Origin of the sequence: Pseudomonas sp. B8(2017), assembly GCF_002113575.1 — a bacterium.
Taxonomy (GTDB): Bacteria; Pseudomonadota; Gammaproteobacteria; order Pseudomonadales; family Pseudomonadaceae; genus Aquipseudomonas; species Aquipseudomonas putida_Z.
The window spans coordinates 383,762-401,356 of sequence record NZ_NEIO01000001.1 but is presented as its reverse complement, the minus strand read 5'-3'; the positions used below and the strand labels follow the sequence as shown (position 1 = coordinate 401,356).

Below are 17,595 nucleotides of genomic sequence, written 5' to 3'. Positions count from 1 at the left end.
GCCTAGACCCTTCGACAGGGAGTGACAGTTAGCGTTCGCAGTTTTCATGCCCACTCTGCGATTCCGGCAAAAGGTTGTTCATAAATTGAACAATTCCGGTATGATCGCGCGCCCCAAGACCGTGATACACCCCCATAACGATGAAAACGACCCTGATCGCCGCGGCCGAAGTCGACCGCCTGGAGACCTGGCAGCGCTATACCAGCAACATGTGCCATGGCTGCCATTCGACCTGCTGCACCCTGCCGGTGGAGGTGAAGATCAAGGATCTGATCCGTATCGGCGTGGTCGACGAGTTCGAGAAAGACGAACCGCCGAAGAACATCGCCAAGCGCCTGCAGAAGGACGGCATCATCGAACGCTTCAACCAGAAGTCGGGGATCTTCACCCTGACCCGGATGAGCAATGATGACTGCCTGTACCTGGATCGTAAAAGCCGGCTGTGCACCATTTATGACAAGAGGCCGGATACCTGCCGCAACCACCCCAAGGTCGGGCCGCGGCCGGGGTATTGTGCGTACAAGCCCAAGGTGGTCGGGCGCTGATCCTGCTTTGCATTTGAGATCCTGGGGCTACTTTGCAGCCCTTTCGCGACACAAGGCCGCTCCTACAGGAGATCGCGGTCCCTTGTAGGAGCGGTCTTGTGTCGCGATGGGCCGCAAAGCGGCCCCAAAATCTGCAGGCAAACAAAAACGCCCCCGGCCTTTCGACCGGGGGCGTTTTCGTTTCAGCTCAAGCTAGACGATCAAGCCTTGGCTTTCTTGGCAGCGCGGGTACGCTCGCCTTCGTCCAGGATCTTCTTGCGCAGGCGGATCGACTTCGGAGTCACTTCGCACAGCTCGTCGTCCTGGATGAATTCCAGGGCCTGTTCCAGGGTGTGGCGAACCGGCGGTACCAGGGCGATGACTTCGTCTTTGCCCGAAGCACGCATGTTGTCGAGCTTCTTGCCCTTGGTCGGGTTCACGCCCAGGTCGTTGTCACGGCTGTTCAGGCCGATGATCTGACCGTTGTAGATGTCCTGGCCGTGCTCGATGAACAGCTTGCCGCGAGCCTGCAGGGTTTCCAGCGAGTAGGTCAGCGCCTTGCCGGTCTCGATCGAAACCAGTACACCGTTCAGGCGACCGGACATCTGGCCGGCTTTCATGGTGTCGTAGCGATCGAAGATCGAGGTCAGGATGCCGGCACCGTTGGTCAGGGTCAGGAACTGGTTACGGAAACCGATCAGACCACGAGCAGGTACGTTGTACTCCAGACGTACACGGCCCTTGCCATCCGGCGCCATGTTGGTCAGGTCGCCCTTACGCAGGCCCATTTCTTCCATGACCTTGCCCTGGGATTCTTCAGGGATGTCGATGGTGACGTTCTCGAACGGCTCCTGCTTCACGCCGTTGACTTCGCGGATGATCACTTCAGGGCGGCCTACAGCCATCTCGAAGCCTTCACGACGCATGGTTTCGATCAGAACCGACAGGTGCAGCTCACCACGGCCGGAAACCTTGAACTTGTCAGCCGAGTCGCCTTCTTCAACGCGCAGTGCAACGTTGTACAGCAGCTCTTTGTCCAGACGTTCCTTGATGTTACGGCTGGTGACGAACTTGCCTTCCTTGCCGCAGAACGGCGAGTCGTTGACCTGGAAGGTCATCGAAACGGTCGGCTCGTCAACGGTCAGTGGCTTCATCGCCTCGACGTTGTTCATGTCGCACAGGGTGTCGGAGATGAACAGCTCGTCGAAACCGCTGATGCAGACGATGTCGCCAGCCTGGGCTTCTTCAACGTCGACGCGGTGCAGGCCGTGGTGGCCCATCAGCTTGAGGATACGGCCGTTACGCTTCTTGCCTTCGGTGTCGATGGCAACAACCGGGGTGTTCGGCTTGATACGACCACGGGCGATACGGCCAACGCCGATAACACCGAGGAAGCTGTTGTAGTCCAGAGCGGAGATCTGCATCTGGAACGGGCCATCGACGTCAACGTTCGGCGCCGGTACGTTGTCGACGATCGACTGGTACAGCGGGGTCATGTCTTCAGCCATGTCGGTGTGGTCCAGACCGGCGATGCCGTTCAGGGCCGAGGCGTAGACAACCTGGAAGTCCAGCTGGTCGTCGGTGGCACCGAGGTTGTCGAACAGGTCGAAGATCTGGTCCAGAACCCAGTCAGGACGCGCGCCCGGGCGGTCAACCTTGTTGATCACGACGATCGGCTTCAGGCCAGCTTCGAAAGCCTTCTTGGTCACGAAGCGGGTTTGCGGCATCGGGCCGTCCTGGGCATCGACCAGCAGCAGCACGGAGTCGACCATCGACATTACACGCTCAACCTCGCCACCGAAGTCGGCGTGGCCGGGGGTGTCGACGATGTTGATGTGGTAGCCGTTCCAGTTGATGGCGGTGTTTTTCGCCAGAATGGTAATGCCGCGCTCTTTTTCCTGGTCGTTGGAGTCCATCACGCGCTCGTCGTTGAGCTCGTTACGCTCCAGGGTGCCGGACTGGCGCAGGAGTTTGTCGACCAGGGTGGTTTTACCATGGTCAACGTGGGCGATGATGGCGATGTTACGCAGATTTTCGATCACAACTGTATCTCGATCAGAGGATTCGGTTGCCGCCAGTGTAGGCGGCGAATATGTACGGTTTGAGGCTCAGCGGGCCCGATGGTCGGGAGGGCGATGGCGGATGCTGCCGCCATACAGCCCTGGCGTCTTATGTCGGACGATAAACACGCACATTGGCATGTCCCTCACTGAGCAGGTGGTGTGCGTGCAGACGGCTCATCACACCTTTGTCGCAATACAGCAAGTACTGGCGGTTGGCATCCAGGTGCTTGAACTTGCTGTTGATGGCATAGAACGGCATGGCCTGCACTTCGATACCGTCGAGCACCAGAGGTTCGTCTTCCTGGGCATCGGGGTGACGAATGTCGATGACGATCTGGCCGGGCAGTGCCTCGGTCACTTCCTCGATTTCGATGTCCTTGCCCAGTTCGTCGATCACATGGTCGATGGAGATCAACCGGGCGCGTTCCAGGGCACGCTCCAGCACGGCCATGTCGAACTGCTTCTCTTCATGCTCCATGCGGTGGCGCTTGGCGTGGGTGGTCGGGTTTACCGAGATCACGCCGCAGTATTCTGGCATGTGCTTGGCGAAGTCGGCAGTGCCGATCGCGTAGGCCTGGTCGATGATGTCCTGCTTGTGGCTGGCCAGCAGCGGGCGCAGCACCAGCTTGTCGGTGGCCGAGTCGATGATCGACAGGTTCGGCAGGGTCTGGCTGGACACCTGGGAAATCGCCTCGCCGGTGACCAGCGCGTCGATCTCCAGGCGGTCGGCCATGTGCGCGGCACCGCGCAGCATCATGCGCTTCAGGGTCACACCCATGTAGCTGTTGTCGACCTTGTTGAGGATCTCGCCGACCACTTCCTCGAACGGCACGCTGATGAACAGCACGCGCTGGCTGCTGCCGAACTTCTTCCACAGGTAGTGGGCCACTTCCATCACGCCCAGCTCGTGGGCACGGCCGCCGAGATTGAAGAAGCAGAAGTGGGTCATCAGGCCACGGCGCATCATCTGGTAGGCCGCCACGGTGGAGTCGAAGCCGCCGGACATCAGCACCAGGGTCTGCTCCAGGGCGCCCAGCGGGTAGCCGCCGATGCCCTGGTGCTGGTTGTGGATCACGTACAGGCGCTGGTCGCGGATTTCGATGCGCACCAGCACTTCCGGGTTCTTCAGCTCGATGCCGGCTGCCCCGCACTGCTGACGCAGCTGGCTGCCGACGTAACGATCGACGTCCATCGAGGTGAAGTCGTGGTGGCCGCCGCGCTTGCAGCGCACGGCGAAGTGCTTGCCGGCCAGCAGGTGACCGAAGTGCTGCTTGCACTTGGCGACGATGTCGTCGAAGTCGCCGAGCGGGTATTCCTCTACCTGCAGGAAGTGGGTGATACCCGGGGTGCAGGTGAGGCGCTCGATCATCTCGCGCTGGACTTTTTCGTCTTCGACGCGGGTGACCACTTCGAGATTGTCCCAGACACCATCGACCACGAGCTCAGGGTCGAGGTCCTTGAGCACGTTGCGGATGTTCTTGCCGAGCTGGCGGATGAAGCGCTTGCGCACCGGCCGGCTCTTGATGGTGATTTCTGGGAAGACTTTGACGATAAGTTTCATTGGTTAACAGCGCGCGCAGGGCCTGCCGAAAATGAGGGGCGCGAATTATAGCGGAAATTGCTCAGGATTTGACCAACTTTTGTACAGAAGGTCGGATTTATATTGCCTGCGCCGGCCTCATCGCCGGCAAGCCAGCTCCCACAAGCTATCCGCAGCTCTCAAGACGTACGCCCTAACTGTGGGAGCGGGCGAGCCCGCGAAGAGGCCCTCAAAGAAAGCACACAACTCAAGCAATGCACACTATTGGTGCACCGCTACCAAAATTCGCATCTTAAGGGTGCATTTTTACCCGCCAACCCTGCGCCCAATGCCCGCAAACGCCCCCTTTTATCCCGCCCTCGCCATTTTCGGGCACTGGCATGCAATTTGCTCCCTTGTGAGGCAGGTAAGCTTGGCCGACTATCCGCGCCCGGCAACACCCTTTTTCCAGGGCAGCGGCCCACCGCGCTCTAGACCATCCGGAGGACAACATGTCGAAGTCGGTTCAACTCATCAAAGATCATGACGTCAAGTGGATTGATCTGCGTTTCACGGACACCAAAGGCATTCAGCACCACGTGACCATGCCGTCGCGTGATGCGCTGGAAGACGACTTCTTCGAAGTCGGCAAGATGTTCGACGGTTCCTCCATCGCTGGCTGGAAAGGCATCGAAGCTTCCGACATGATCCTGATGCCGGTCGACGAAACTGCCGTACTGGACCCGTTCACCGAAGAGCCAACCCTGATCATCACCTGCGACATCGTCGACCCGTCGAGCATGCAGGGCTACGATCGTGACCCTCGCGCCATCGCCAAGCGCGCCGAAGAGTACCTGAAGAGCACCGGCATCGGTGACACCGTATTCGCCGGCCCGGAGCCAGAGTTCTTCATCTTCGACGAAGTGAAGTTCCAGTCGGACATCTCCGGCTCGATGTTCAAGATCTTCTCCGAGCAAGGCTCGTGGATGACCGGCGCTGACGTGGAAGGCGGCAACAAAGGCCACCGTCCAGGCGTGAAAGGCGGCTACTTCCCGGTTCCGCCGTTCGACCACGACCACGAAATCCGTACCGCCATGTGCAACGCACTGGAAGAAATGGGTCAGACCGTCGAAGTTCACCACCACGAAGTGGCGACTGCCGGCCAGAACGAAATCGGCGTCAAGTTCAACACCCTGGTGAAGAAGGCTGACGAAGTACAGGCACTGAAGTACGTCGTGCACAACGTTGCCGACGCCTACGGCCGTACCGCCACCTTCATGCCGAAGCCTCTGTACGGCGACAACGGCTCGGGCATGCACGTGCACATGTCGATCTGGAAAGACGGCAAGAACACCTTCTCGGGTGAAGGCTATGCCGGCCTGTCCGACACCGCCCTGTACTTCATCGGCGGTATCATCAAGCACGGTAAGGCCCTGAACGGCTTCACCAACCCATCGACCAACTCCTACAAGCGTCTGGTCCCAGGCTTCGAAGCCCCGGTAATGCTGGCCTACTCGGCTCGCAACCGTTCCGCCTCGATCCGTATTCCTTACGTCGGCAGCCCGAAAGCCCGCCGTATCGAAGCTCGCTTCCCGGACCCATCGGCCAACCCATACCTGGCCTTCGCGGCCCTGCTGATGGCCGGCCTGGACGGTATCCAGAACAAGATCCACCCAGGCGATGCGGCCGACAAGAACCTGTACGACCTGCCGCCTGAAGAGGCCAAGGACATCCCGCAGGTTTGCGGCAGCCTGAAGGAAGCTCTGGAAGAGCTGGACAAGGGCCGTGCGTTCCTGACCAAGGGCGGCGTGTTCTCCGACGACTTCATCGATGCCTTCATCGAGCTGAAGAGCGAAGAAGAAATCAAGGTCCGCACCTTCGTTCACCCGCTGGAATACGAGCTGTACTACAGCTGCTGATCTGATCGGCGCCTGGCGCCGATGACATGATCACGAACGGCCTCCTTCGGGAGGCCGTTTTCGTTTCCGTGGCTGCCTCATCGATTTCATACAGAACCAGCAGATGCCGCTGACATTTCGCCGCCCCCTCAGCACGCAGGGTAGGCGTCCCTTCAGTCAACGGACATCACGCCATGCGCAACCTTCTACCTGCAATGATTACCGTATCCGCCCTCCTCGCCGGCTGCGCCAGCAACGGCACCGCGCCAGGCCAGGCAACGTCACAGGTGCTTCACCGCGCCACCGGCAGTTGGGACGGCACCCCCTATCTCGATTACCCCGAAGGACGACCAGTGCTGTCGCTGGTGAAAGTCAGCATCCCCGCCCACACAACCCTCGGCTGGCACTGCCATCAGGCGCTCAATCTGGGCTATCTGGCAGAGGGCACACTTGAGGTGGAAACACGCGACGGCAAGCGCACAAGCCTGGTTGCGGGCCAGACGCTGGCAGAACTTCAAGGGGTAGTGCACCGCGGGCACACCACCGCGCAGCCCGCCACTGTCATGGTGTTCCACGCAAGCAATGAAGACCTGGCGTTTTCAACGCCAGAAGCCGAATGCCCGCCAACTGTGCGATAAACCCTGAAACCACCTATGCTCCATATTGGTGCATTCGGTGGACTAACGCCCCCGAATGCACCCCAAAAGCGATCACATGAACCGTTTAATCAGTTCATTCTGGTGCGAATTGTCCCGTCTCCAGGGCTTTATCGGCAAATTCCGCTTCTTTTCGGAGCCTTGGTTTGGTTCTTGCATTTTTTGCCCAAAGACTGGAATCAGCGGATCCACCGCGCGCCCGACCATGGCCGCGCCCATGCCCGACACGCGCCAAAAGAGGTCGACGACGCCCTATGACCATCAGCGATGCCCAGCACCGTCTGCTTCTGGACAACCTGACCACCGCCACGCTGCTGCTCAACGCCGAGCTGCGCCTGGAGTACATGAACCCAGCCGCGGAAATGCTCCTGGCGGTCAGTGGCCAGCGCAGCCATGGGCAGTTCATCAGCGAACTGTTCACCGAGTCGACCGAGGCCCTCAGCTCGCTGCGCCAGGCGGTCGAGCAGGCGCACCCGTTCACCAAGCGCGAAGCGCAGCTCACCTCGCTGACCGGGCAGACCATCACCGTCGACTACGCGGTAACGCCGATCCTGCACCAGGGCCAGACCCTGCTGCTGCTGGAGGTGCACCCGCGCGACCGGCTACTGCGCATTACCAAGGAAGAGGCCCAGCTGAGCAAGCAGGAAACCACCAAGATGCTGGTGCGTGGCCTGGCCCACGAAATCAAGAACCCTCTTGGCGGCATCCGCGGCGCAGCCCAGCTGCTGGCCCGCGAACTGCCTGAAGAAGGCCTGCGTGACTATACCAACGTGATCATCGAGGAAGCCGACCGCCTGCGTAACCTGGTCGACCGCATGCTCGGCTCGAACAAGCTGCCGTCGCTGGCCATGACCAACATCCACGAAGTGCTCGAGCGGGTTTGCAGCCTGGTAGAAGCCGAAAGCCAGGGCTGCATCACTTTGGTGCGCGACTACGACCCCAGCCTGCCGGATGTGTTGATCGACCGCGAGCAGATGATCCAGGCCGTGCTCAACATCGTGCGCAATGCCATGCAGGCGATCAGTTCGCAGAACGAACTGCGCCTGGGCCGCATCACCCTGCGCAGCCGTGCCCTGCGCCAGTTCACCATCGGCCACGTGCGCCATCGCCTGGTGGCGCGGGTGGAGATCATCGACAACGGCCCGGGCATCCCGCCGGAACTGCAGGACACCCTCTTCTATCCCATGGTCAGCGGCCGCCCGGACGGTACCGGGCTGGGCCTGGCCATTACCCAGAACATCATCAGCCAGCACCAGGGCCTGATCGAGTGTGAAAGCCATGCAGGCCACACCGCCTTCTCGATCTACCTGCCCCTGGAACAAGGAGCCACCGCCTCATGAGCCGAAGTGAAACCGTATGGATCGTCGACGATGATCGCTCCATCCGCTGGGTCCTGGAAAAAGCCCTGCAACAGGAAGGCATGACCACCCAGAGCTTCGACAGCGCCGATGGCGTGATGGGCCGCCTGGCACGCCAGCAACCGGACGTGATCATTTCCGACATCCGCATGCCGGGCACCAGCGGCCTCGACCTGCTGGCACAGATCCGTGAGCAGCACCCGCGCCTGCCGGTCATCATCATGACCGCCCACTCCGACCTGGACAGCGCCGTGGCATCGTACCAAGGCGGTGCCTTCGAGTACCTGCCCAAGCCGTTCGATGTGGACGAGGCGGTCTCGCTGGTCAAGCGCGCCAACCAGCACGCCCAGGAGCAACAAGGGCTGGATGTGCCGCAGAGCCTGGCGCGCACCCCGGAAATCATCGGTGAAGCGCCGGCGATGCAGGAGGTGTTCCGCGCCATCGGCCGCCTCAGCCACTCCAACATCACCGTGCTGATCAACGGCGAGTCCGGTACCGGCAAGGAGCTGGTGGCCCACGCCCTGCACCGCCACAGCCCGCGTGCGGCGTCGCCGTTCATTGCCCTGAACATGGCCGCCATCCCCAAGGACCTGATGGAGTCCGAGCTGTTCGGCCATGAAAAAGGCGCCTTCACCGGCGCCGCCAACCTGCGCCGGGGGCGCTTCGAGCAGGCCGACGGCGGCACCCTGTTCCTCGACGAGATCGGCGACATGCCCGCCGACACCCAGACCCGCCTGCTGCGGGTGCTGGCCGATGGCGAGTTCTATCGCGTGGGCGGCCACGTGCCGGTCAAGGTCGATGTGCGCATCATCGCCGCCACCCACCAGAACCTGGAGTCGCTGGTACAGGCCGGCAAGTTCCGCGAGGACTTGTTCCACCGCCTGAACGTGATTCGCATCCACATTCCACGGCTGGCCGACCGCCGCGAGGATATCCCCGCCCTCGCCCGCCACTTCCTCGCCCGCGCCGCCCAGGAGCTGGCGGTCGAGCCGAAGATCCTCAAGCCGGAAACCGAGGAATTCATCCGCAACCTGCCGTGGCCGGGCAACGTACGGCAAATGGAAAACACCTGCCGCTGGATCACCGTGATGGCCTCCAGCCGCGAAGTGCTGATCGGCGACCTGCCGCCCGAGCTGCTGAACCTGCCACAGGACGCCGCGCCGGTAACCAACTGGGAGCAGGCCCTGCGCCAGTGGGCCGACCAGGCGTTGGCGCGCGGACAGACCAGCCTGCTGGACAGCGCAGTGCCGAGCTTCGAGCGGATCATGATCGAGACGGCGCTCAAGCACACCGCTGGCCGTCGGCGCGATGCAGCACTGTTGCTGGGTTGGGGGCGCAACACCCTGACGCGCAAGATCAAGGAGCTGGGGATGAATGTGGCGGGTGGCGATGATGAGGAAGGGGACGAGCACTGAGTTCGAGGTAAACCCATAGTTCTTTGGGGCTGCTGCGCAGCCCATCGCGACACAAGGCCGCTCCTACAGGAGAATGCGATCACCTGTAGGAACGGCCTTGTGTCGAGATGGGCCGCAAGGCGGCCCCAAACATTTCAGCCCTTCGATGCACCGATCCTGTGCCCGATGCACCTCTCGAAGGCACAAATCCCCCGCAAAAACGGCCAAATCACCCTGAAAAACCATAATTCACGGGCTTTTCAAAACTGGCACGCCCCCTGCAATAGCCCATACATATCCAGTTTCGGGGGCCCTGGTACAGGCAGGCCGGGTGAACCCCTCTTTTATTCGCAACATCGCCAGTTTTGGGGACCTCGGTACAGGCAGGCCGGGCCATCCCCCCTTTATACGCAGTACCCCTTTCGGGGACCCTGGTACAGGCAGGCCGGGATATCCCCTCTTTTATTCGTGCAGTTTCACCTGCAACCGCCAGCGCCCAGCGTCCTCTGCACCGGCCCACTCGCCGTGCAGGGGGCGCGCGGCCACCACCGTCAGCAACAGACCTTCCTTGCTATTCTGCACCCGCCAGCTCACAGGCTTGCCCTGCAGGCTCAGTTGCCCTTGCCGGGCCTTGCCCTGGGCCTGGAACAATAGCGCTACCGTACCTTCCACATTCTCGCCATGCAGCTGGGGCTCTTCGTTGAACCACAGCTCCAGGCCATCCTGCACCACCTCCACCTGCTGCAGCTCGCGCTCGTCGGGTGTGGTCAGGCGGCCGATCATCAGCCCCACCATCAAGCCGACGATCGCCAGCGACAGCATCACCCGCGGGAACGCCTTCGAACGCACATCCGGTTCGGGGGTAGAATGCCCGTCATCTTCACGCTTGGAGCCGTGCATGTTTCACGTCATCCTTTTTCAACCAGAAATTCCGCCGAATACCGGCAACATCATTCGCCTGTGCGCCAACAGCGGCTGCGACCTGCACCTGATCGAGCCCATCAGCTTCGAACTGGATGACAAGCGCCTGCGGCGCGCGGGGCTGGATTACCACGAGTATGCCACGCTCAAGCGCCACGAGAGCCTGGCCGGATGCCTGGAAAGCCTGGGCAACCCACGGCTGTTCGCCTTCACCACCAAGGGCTCGCACCCGTTCCACGAAGTGGCCTACCAGCCGGGTGATGCCTTCCTGTTCGGGCCAGAAAGCCGTGGTTTGCCGACCGAGGTACTGGACAGCCTGCCGGCCGAACAACGCCTGCGCCTGCCGATGCGGCCGGGGTGCCGCAGCCTGAACCTGTCCAATACCGTGGCTGTGACGGTGTATGAGGCGTGGCGGCAGAATGGGTTTGCCGGCAGTTGATGCGCTGCCTGCACTGGCCCTATCGCCGGCAAGCCAGCTCCCAGAGGGACCGCACCAGCCTTGAAACCTGTGCAGTACCTGTGGGAGCTGGCTTGCCGGCGATAGGGCCGGAACAGGCCAACAAAAAAGGCGACCGAAGTCGCCCTTTTTCAAATGCAGCTATTACTGCACAGTCGGCGCTTCGCCGGCTTCCTGCATGCGCTGCATTTCCTGCGCGTACAGGGCGTCGAAGTTGACCGGCGACAGCATCAGGGCCGGGAACGAACCGCGGGTCACCAGGCTGTCCAAGGTCTCGCGGGCGTACGGGAACAGGATGTTCGGGCAGAACGCACCCAGGGTGTGGCTCATCGAAGCCGCGTCCAGGTTCTTGATCAGGAAGATACCGGCCTGCTGCACTTCAGCGATGAAGGCCACTTCGTCACCGTTCTTGACGGTAACCGACAGGGTCAGCACCACCTCGTGGAAGTCACCTTCCAGGGCTTTCTGCTTGGTGTTCAGGTCCAGGGCAACGCTCGGCTCCCAGGTCTGACGGAAGATCTGCGGGCTTTTCGGGGCTTCGAACGACAGGTCGCGCACATAGATGCGCTGCATGGAGAACTGAGGGCTGTTGTCTTCTGCAGCAGCGCCGTTGGTCTGTTGGTCAGTCATGGCAGATCCTTATCCTAATGTTTTTGAATGCAGTGCAAATCAGGCCGCCAGCAGCGCGTCGAGCTTGCCGGCGCGCTCCAGGGCATAAAGGTCATCGCATCCACCGACGTGGGTGCTGCCGATCCAGATCTGCGGCACAGATGTACGGCCGGCCTTCTGGCTCATCTCGGCACGAACCTGTGGCTTGCCGTCGACCTTGATTTCCTCGAAGGCCACGCCCTTGCTCTCGAGCAGGTACTTGGCGCGCATGCAGTAGGGGCAGTAGTCGCTGGAATAGACGATGACGGGCTTCATATCACTTCACCAGGGGCAGGTTATCGGCTTTCCAGCTGGAAACGCCACCGCTCAGTTTGGCGGCGTTGTAACCAGCCTTGAGCAGCTCGCGGCAGATGGTGCCGGACTGCTGGCCCATCGAGTCGACAACGATCAGGGTCTTCTCTTTGTGCTTGTCCAGCTCGCTCATGCGGTTGACCAGCTTGTCCTGCGGGATGTTCACCGCACCGACGATGTGACCGGCGGAGTATTCCTTGGTCGGGCGAATGTCGATGACCAGGGCTTTCTCGGCATTGACCAGGGCAGTCAGCTGGCCGTTGCTCAGGCTCTGGCCGCCACGACGGATTTCGTTGACCAGCAGCGCGACCAGCAAAACAACGAAGATCGCCACCAGGATGTAGTGGTTTGTCGCAAATTGAATCAGGTTAGCAACCATCTGGGGTGTTCCACGCGATTGAAAATGCCGGCCAGTATACACAGCCCCCCAGTGCCACCAAAGCCCGACGGGCCGGCCGGAAAGGTACCTTCATGTTGCCACATTGGCCACGCTGGTCAGGGAACAGGACGAATATTCGCCGCCGGTGGCGCATTTGCCCTAAAATGCGTGTCTTTATCATCTTTGAACAACCGTGAGTTTGATTGATGACGAGTACGCCCAAACCCCTGGTCCTGATCATCCTGGATGGCTTCGGCCACAGCGAAAGCCCCGAATACAACGCCATCTACGCCGCCAAAACACCGGTCTATGACCGCCTGCGCGCCAGCCAGCCGCATGGCCTCATTTCCGGCTCGGGCATGGATGTCGGCCTGCCGGACGGGCAGATGGGCAACTCCGAAGTCGGTCACATGAACCTCGGCGCCGGCCGCGTGGTGTACCAGGACTTCACCCGGGTGACCAAGGCCATCCGCGACGGCGAGTTCTTCGAGAACCCGGTTCTGACCGGCGCCGTGGACAAGGCAGCCAGTGCCGGCAAGGCCGTGCACATCCTCGGCCTGCTGTCCGACGGCGGCGTACACAGCCACCAGGACCACCTGGTAGCCATGGCCGAACTGGCCGCGCAGCGCGGTGCGGAAAAGATCTACCTGCACGCCTTCCTCGATGGCCGCGACACGCCGCCACGCAGCGCACAGTCGTCCATCGAACTGCTCGACGCCGCCTTCGCCAAGCTGGGCAAGGGCCGCATCGCCAGCCTGATCGGCCGCTACTACGCCATGGACCGCGACAACCGCTGGGACCGCGTCAGCGCCGCCTACAACCTGATCGTCGACAGCGCTGCCGAATACACCGCCGACACCGCCCTGGCCGGCCTGGAAGCGGCCTACGCCCGCGACGAGAGCGACGAGTTCGTCAAGGCCACGCGCATCGGTGAAGCAGTCAAGGTCGAAGACGGCGACGCGGTGATCTTCATGAACTTCCGCGCCGACCGCGCCCGCGAACTGTCGCGCGTGTTCGTCGAAGCCGACTTCAACGAATTCCCGCGTGCCCGCCTGCCAAAACTGGCCGCCTACATCGGCCTGACTCAGTACTCGGCGAAAATCCCGGCCCCCGCCGCCTTCGCCCCGGCCAGCCTGAACAACGTGCTGGGCGAGTACCTGGCGAAGAACGGCAAGACCCAGCTGCGCATCGCCGAGACCGAGAAGTACGCCCACGTCACCTTCTTCTTCTCCGGAGGCCGCGAAGAGCCGTTCGAAGGCGAAGAGCGCATCCTGATCCCTTCGCCGAAGGTCGCCACCTACGACCTGCAGCCGGAAATGAGCGCACCGGAAGTTACCGACCGCATCGTCGAGGCCATCGAGCAGCAGCGTTATGACGTGATCGTGGTCAACTACGCCAACGGCGACATGGTCGGCCATACCGGCGTGTTCGAGGCGGCGGTGAAAGCCGTCGAAGCCCTGGATGGCTGCGTCGGGCGCATCGTCGAAGCACTGGACAAGGTCGGCGGCGAAGCGCTGATCACCGCCGACCACGGCAACGTCGAGCAGATGGAAGACGAGTGCACCGGCCAGGCGCACACCGCGCACACCACCGAGCCGGTGCCGTTCATCTATGTCGGCAAGCGCAACGTCAAGGTGCGTGACGGCGGCGTGCTGGCCGATGTGGCGCCGACCATGCTGAAGCTGCTGGGGCTGGAAAAGCCGGTGGAAATGACTGGTACCTCGATCCTGGTCGACGCCTAATTCTGTGTATTGGGGCCGCTCTTCGGCCCTTCGCGGGCTCGCCCGCTCCCACAAAAGCAGGTTGTGCCGCTGATTCTGTGGGAGCGGGCGTGCCCGCGAAGGGCTGCACAGCAGCCCCAACAACACATGAATTCCAGACAAACGCCCCTCTGCACCCGCAGCGAGGCGTTTTTTTTGCCCGCCCGCGCGGGCATACTAGGCCAGTCTCCATCCTTGGTACGCCAAACCCCATGCTTCGCGCCCTGATCCTCCTAGCCCTGTCTTGCCTGCTCAGCCCGGCCTTTGCCGATGAGCGTGCGCAGACCCAGCAGCAACTGGACGCCACCCGCCAGGACATTGCCGAGCTCAAGAAGACGCTGGGCAAGCTCCAGGAAGAAAAGGCCGGTGTGCAAAAGGACCTCAAAGCCACCGAGACCGATATCGGCAACCTGGAAAAGCAGGTGGAGGCCCTGCAGCAAGAACTAAAAAAGACCGAGGGCGAGCTGGAGCGCCTTGATACCGAGAAAAAAAAACTCCAGAGCGCCCGCGTTGAACAACAGCGACTGATCGCCATCCAGGCCCGTTCGGCCTACCAGAACGGCCGCGAGGAATACCTCAAGCTGCTGCTCAACCAGCAGAACCCCGAGAAGTTCGCCCGCACCCTCACCTACTACGACTACCTGAGCAAGGCGCGCCTGGAGCAATTGCGCACCTTCAACGAGACCCTGCGCCAACTGGCCAACGTCGAACAGGAAATCGCTACCCAGCAGCAACAGCTGCTGGCCCAGCGCGCCGACCTCGACAGCCGCCGCCAGGCCCTGGAAACCGAGCGTGGCAAGCGCCAGCAGGTGCTGGCCAAGCTCAACAGCGACATGAAGGACCGCGACCAGAAGCTGCAATCGCGCGAGCAGGATCAGGCCGACCTGTCCAAGGTACTCAAGACCATCGAGGAAACCCTCGCCCGCCAGGCCCGCGAGGCCGAAGAAGCGCGCAAGAAGGCCTTGCTGGCCCAGCAGGAAGCGGAAAAACGCCGCCAGCAGGAAGCCCTGGCCGCCGCTGCCGCCCGCGAACAGGCCCGCGAACCGGTGGAGCCACCGAAAAAGGCCCGCACTACCCTGGGCCCGCTGGTTTCCAGCGACGGCGCGAGCTACGGCGGCGCATTTTCTGCCGCACGGGGAAAACTTCCATGGCCAGTCAATGGTCGATTGCTGGCACGTTTCGGTGATGCCCGCGGCAGCGATGCCCGTGCCAAGTGGGACGGGGTGATGATCAGCGCCAACCCGGGCACCCAGGTCCATGCCGTGCACGGCGGGCGCGTGGTGTTCGCCGACTGGTTGCGCGGTGCCGGGCTTCTGGTCATTCTCGACCATGGCAACGGTTACCTGAGCCTGTACGGCCATAACCAGAGCCTGCTCAAGAGCGCCGGTGATATCGTCAAGGCTGGCGAGGCCATTTCCACCGTTGGCGACAGCGGCGGCCAGGACGCTTCCGGCTTGTACTTCGCCATCCGCCAGCAGGGCCGGCCTACCGACCCTTCGCAGTGGTGCCGGGGCTAGTCAAATTTCTACGGGGTAGCCCACGGGCTGCGCCGATGCTCCCCAGGGAGCGCTTACAGGATCAGGAGTTCGTTCGACATGCTGCACTCGCCTCGTCTCACCCAGCTGGCCCTGTCCATCGCCCTGGCGGTCGGCGCGCCCCTGGCCACTGCCGCGGAGCCGGCCAAGCCGGCCGCAGTACCGGCCACCGAGGTGACCGCCAAGGCGCCACTGCCGCTTGAAGAGCTGCGCACCTTCGCCGAGGTCATGGACCGCATCAAGGCGGCCTATGTGGAGCCGGTGGATGACAAGACCCTGCTGGAAAATGCCATCAAGGGCATGCTCAGCAACCTTGACCCGCACTCGGCCTACCTCGGCCCCGAGGACTTCCAGGAGCTGCAGGAAAGCACCAGCGGCGAGTTCGGCGGGCTGGGCATCGAAGTAGGCCAGGAAGACGGTTTCATCAAGGTGGTCTCGCCGATCGACGACACCCCGGCCTCGCGTGCCGGCGTGCAGGCCGGCGACCTGATCGTCAAGATCAACGGCGCCCCGACTCGTGGCCAGACCATGACCGAAGCGGTCGACAAGATGCGCGGCAAGGTCGGCGAGAAAATCACCCTGACCCTGGTGCGCGACGGCGGCAACCCCTTCGACGTGACCCTGGCCCGCGCGGTCATCCAGGTCAAGAGCGTGAAGAGCCAGCTGCTGGAGAACGACTACGGCTACATCCGCATCACCCAGTTCCAGGTCAAGACCGGCGACGAAGTAGGCAAGGCCCTGGCCAAGCTGCGCAAGGACAACGGCAAGAAGCTGCGCGGCGTGGTGCTGGACCTGCGCAACAACCCGGGCGGCGTGCTGCAGTCGGCGGTGGAAGTGGCCGACCACTTCCTGACCAAGGGCCTGATCGTCTACACCAAGGGCCGCATCGCCAACTCCGAGCTGCGCTTCTCGGCCGACCCGGCCGACGCCAGCGACGGCGTGCCACTGGTGGTGCTGATCAACGGCGGCAGTGCCTCGGCCTCGGAAATTGTCGCCGGCGCCCTGCAAGACCAGAAACGCGCCGTGCTGATGGGCACCGACAGCTTCGGCAAAGGCTCGGTGCAGACCGTGCTGCCACTGGCCAATGACCGTGCGTTGAAGCTCACCACCGCACTGTACTTCACCCCCAACGGCCGCTCGATCCAGGCCCAAGGCATTGTCCCCGACATCGAAGTGCGCCCGGCCAAGCTCACCGCCGAAGCCGACACCGACAACTTCAAGGAAGCCGACCTGCAGGGCCACTTGGGCAACGGCAACGGCGGTGCCGACCGCCCGACCGGCAGCGGCAAGCGCAAGGAGCGCCCGCAGGATGACGACTTCCAGCTGAGCCAGGCCCTGAGCCTGCTCAAAGGCCTGAACATCACCAAGGGCGACTGATCCACCCCATGCGTTATCTGCTGTGTCTGCTGTTCTGCCTGATGGCCGGGGTCGCGCAAGCGGCGCCGGCCGGCAAGGCCTACATGAGCATCATCATCGACGACCTGGGCCAGAGCAGCGAGCGCGACAGCCGTACCTTGGCCCTGCCCGGTCCGGTGACCATGGCGATCATGCCCGACACCCCGCATGCCACCGACTTTGCCCGCCAGGCGCACAAGGCTGGCAAGATGGTGATCCTGCACATGCCCATGGACCCGGCCACCGGGCCCTATGCCTGGCACCCTGGCACACCGATCGAAGAACTGGCCAAACGCCTGGACGCAGCCCTGGCCAAGGTTCCGTATGCCGCCGGCATCAACAACCACATGGGCAGCCGCATGACCGCCCAGCGTGAGCCGATGGCCTGGCTGATGGGGGAACTGCAGCGCCGACACCTGTTCTTCGTCGACAGCCGCACCAGCGCCGCCACCGTGGCAGCGGCCGAAGCCCAGGCGCAGGGGCTGGCGCATGTTTCGCGGGATGTATTCCTCGATGATGTGCGCACCGTTGAAGCGATTACCGGGCAGTTGCAGCAGGGCATCGCCCTGGCACGCAAGCAGGGGTCGGCGGTGCTGATCGGGCATCCTTATCCACAGACCCTGGAAGTGCTGGAACGGGAGTTGCCAAGGTTAAGGAGCCAGGGCATCGAGCTGATCAGGCTCAAGCAGATGATCGCCGTGCGCAGCAATCAGGCGATGCCGGGGCATGGCCGGAATGGCCGCTACAGCAATCGCTGATATTGCTGTCGACCCGGC

Annotated in this window: 16 protein-coding genes; 10 read left to right on the top strand and 6 right to left on the bottom strand. The window is 62.3% G+C overall.

Translation table 11 applies throughout. The annotated features are described in order from the left end of the window. Window positions 1-140 precede the first annotated feature (140 nt). Entirely contained in the window at window positions 141-545 is a 405-nt protein-coding gene (locus CAG22_RS01895; protein ID WP_003259873.1) for a YkgJ family cysteine cluster protein, read from the top strand. Window positions 546-745: 200 nt separating this feature from the next. Here CAG22_RS01895 and typA read toward each other — a convergent pair whose 3' ends face one another. Both typA and thiI read right to left on the bottom strand, forming a co-directional pair. Beyond that, window positions 746-2,566 carry a translational GTPase TypA gene (typA, locus tag CAG22_RS01890; protein ID WP_003259874.1) on the bottom strand — a complete coding sequence of 607 codons (1,821 nt, stop codon included), beginning with the start codon at window positions 2,564-2,566 and terminating at the stop codon, window positions 746-748. A 127-nt stretch (window positions 2,567-2,693) separates the two neighbouring features. Further along, complete coding sequence (gene thiI / locus CAG22_RS01885) at window positions 2,694-4,148, bottom strand: tRNA uracil 4-sulfurtransferase ThiI (RefSeq protein ID WP_025340935.1); 1,455 nt, start codon at window positions 4,146-4,148, stop codon at window positions 2,694-2,696. Window positions 4,149-4,618: 470 nt separating this feature from the next. On the opposite strand from thiI, the gene glnA reads away from it, so the two are divergent. The 4 genes from glnA (at window position 4,619) to ntrC (ending at window position 9,433) form a co-directional block, all read left to right on the top strand. Beyond that, entirely contained in the window at window positions 4,619-6,025 is a 1,407-nt protein-coding gene (glnA, locus tag CAG22_RS01880; RefSeq protein WP_025340936.1) for a type I glutamate--ammonia ligase, read from the top strand. A 173-nt stretch (window positions 6,026-6,198) separates the two neighbouring features. Continuing rightward, a complete protein-coding gene (locus CAG22_RS01875) occupies window positions 6,199-6,642 on the top strand; it encodes a cupin domain-containing protein (RefSeq protein ID WP_085587762.1) in 444 nt (147 codons plus the stop codon). Between the two features lie 272 nt (window positions 6,643-6,914). Beyond that, window positions 6,915-8,000, top strand: a complete 1,086-nt coding sequence (gene glnL / locus CAG22_RS01870) for a nitrogen regulation protein NR(II) (RefSeq protein WP_025340937.1) — start codon at window positions 6,915-6,917, stop codon at window positions 7,998-8,000. Further along, window positions 7,997-9,433, top strand: coding sequence for a nitrogen regulation protein NR(I) (gene ntrC / locus CAG22_RS01865; RefSeq protein WP_013974578.1), 1,437 nt, complete (start codon window positions 7,997-7,999; stop codon window positions 9,431-9,433). Before glnL ends, ntrC begins: the two co-directional genes overlap by 4 nt. A 441-nt stretch (window positions 9,434-9,874) precedes the next feature. Here the strand turns inward: ntrC and CAG22_RS01860 are convergent, their stop codons facing one another. Further along, the gene (locus CAG22_RS01860; protein ID WP_025340938.1) at window positions 9,875-10,312 is read right to left on the bottom strand and encodes a hypothetical protein; all 438 of its coding nucleotides are present in this window, start codon (window positions 10,310-10,312) and stop codon (window positions 9,875-9,877) included. Here CAG22_RS01860 and trmL point away from each other — a divergent pair. Then, on the top strand, window positions 10,311-10,772 hold the full coding sequence (gene trmL / locus CAG22_RS01855) for a tRNA (uridine(34)/cytosine(34)/5-carboxymethylaminomethyluridine(34)-2'-O)-methyltransferase TrmL (RefSeq protein WP_025340939.1): 462 nt from the start codon (window positions 10,311-10,313) through the stop codon (window positions 10,770-10,772). The two genes, CAG22_RS01860 and trmL, sit on opposite strands and share 2 nt — an antisense overlap. Window positions 10,773-10,934: 162 nt before the next feature. On the opposite strand, the gene secB is transcribed toward trmL, so the two are convergent. From secB to CAG22_RS01840, 3 genes are read right to left on the bottom strand one after another with little or no spacing between them, the layout of a single operon-like run. Beyond that, the gene (secB, locus tag CAG22_RS01850) at window positions 10,935-11,420 is read right to left on the bottom strand and encodes a protein-export chaperone SecB (protein ID WP_013974581.1); all 486 of its coding nucleotides are present in this window, start codon (window positions 11,418-11,420) and stop codon (window positions 10,935-10,937) included. Window positions 11,421-11,459: 39 nt separating this feature from the next. Beyond that, window positions 11,460-11,714 (bottom strand): glutaredoxin 3, encoded by a 255-nt coding sequence (gene grxC / locus CAG22_RS01845; RefSeq protein ID WP_003249204.1) that lies wholly within the window; start codon window positions 11,712-11,714, stop codon window positions 11,460-11,462. A gap of 1 nt (window position 11,715) precedes the next feature. Further along, on the bottom strand, window positions 11,716-12,129 hold the full coding sequence (locus CAG22_RS01840; protein ID WP_003259887.1) for a rhodanese-like domain-containing protein: 414 nt from the start codon (window positions 12,127-12,129) through the stop codon (window positions 11,716-11,718). Between the two features lie 206 nt (window positions 12,130-12,335). Between CAG22_RS01840 and gpmI the strand changes: the two genes are divergently transcribed. The 4 genes from gpmI (at window position 12,336) to CAG22_RS01820 (ending at window position 17,577) form a co-directional block, all read left to right on the top strand. Beyond that, entirely contained in the window at window positions 12,336-13,871 is a 1,536-nt protein-coding gene (gene gpmI, locus CAG22_RS01835) for a 2,3-bisphosphoglycerate-independent phosphoglycerate mutase (protein WP_025340940.1), read from the top strand. A gap of 230 nt (window positions 13,872-14,101) precedes the next feature. Beyond that, window positions 14,102-15,406, top strand: coding sequence for a murein hydrolase activator EnvC (locus CAG22_RS01830; RefSeq protein WP_085704179.1), 1,305 nt, complete (start codon window positions 14,102-14,104; stop codon window positions 15,404-15,406). 78 nt (window positions 15,407-15,484) lie between these two features. After that, window positions 15,485-16,801 (top strand): S41 family peptidase, encoded by a 1,317-nt coding sequence (locus CAG22_RS01825; protein ID WP_023660970.1) that lies wholly within the window; start codon window positions 15,485-15,487, stop codon window positions 16,799-16,801. Window positions 16,802-16,809: 8 nt separating this feature from the next. Further along, window positions 16,810-17,577: a divergent polysaccharide deacetylase family protein gene (locus tag CAG22_RS01820; protein ID WP_085704177.1), complete on the top strand. Its 768-nt coding sequence runs from the start codon at window positions 16,810-16,812 to the stop codon at window positions 17,575-17,577. Window positions 17,578-17,595: the final 18 nt, after the last annotated feature.

Coding starts and splice junctions, on each gene's coding strand:
- CAG22_RS01830 (WP_085704179.1), top strand. CDS start 14,102: ATGCTTCGCGCCCTGATCCTCCTAGCCCTGTCTTGCCTGCTCAGCCCG.
- thiI (WP_025340935.1), bottom strand. CDS start 4,148: ATGAAACTTATCGTCAAAGTCTTCCCAGAAATCACCATCAAGAGCCGG.
- CAG22_RS01860 (WP_025340938.1), bottom strand. CDS start 10,312: ATGCACGGCTCCAAGCGTGAAGATGACGGGCATTCTACCCCCGAACCG.
- CAG22_RS01825 (WP_023660970.1), top strand. CDS start 15,485: ATGCTGCACTCGCCTCGTCTCACCCAGCTGGCCCTGTCCATCGCCCTG.
- trmL (WP_025340939.1), top strand. CDS start 10,311: ATGTTTCACGTCATCCTTTTTCAACCAGAAATTCCGCCGAATACCGGC.
- CAG22_RS01895 (WP_003259873.1), top strand. CDS start 141: ATGAAAACGACCCTGATCGCCGCGGCCGAAGTCGACCGCCTGGAGACC.
- secB (WP_013974581.1), bottom strand. CDS start 11,420: ATGACTGACCAACAGACCAACGGCGCTGCTGCAGAAGACAACAGCCCT.
- grxC (WP_003249204.1), bottom strand. CDS start 11,714: ATGAAGCCCGTCATCGTCTATTCCAGCGACTACTGCCCCTACTGCATG.
- glnA (WP_025340936.1), top strand. CDS start 4,619: ATGTCGAAGTCGGTTCAACTCATCAAAGATCATGACGTCAAGTGGATT.
- gpmI (WP_025340940.1), top strand. CDS start 12,336: ATGACGAGTACGCCCAAACCCCTGGTCCTGATCATCCTGGATGGCTTC.
- CAG22_RS01875 (WP_085587762.1), top strand. CDS start 6,199: ATGCGCAACCTTCTACCTGCAATGATTACCGTATCCGCCCTCCTCGCC.
- CAG22_RS01820 (WP_085704177.1), top strand. CDS start 16,810: ATGCGTTATCTGCTGTGTCTGCTGTTCTGCCTGATGGCCGGGGTCGCG.
- glnL (WP_025340937.1), top strand. CDS start 6,915: ATGACCATCAGCGATGCCCAGCACCGTCTGCTTCTGGACAACCTGACC.
- ntrC (WP_013974578.1), top strand. CDS start 7,997: ATGAGCCGAAGTGAAACCGTATGGATCGTCGACGATGATCGCTCCATC.
- CAG22_RS01840 (WP_003259887.1), bottom strand. CDS start 12,129: ATGGTTGCTAACCTGATTCAATTTGCGACAAACCACTACATCCTGGTG.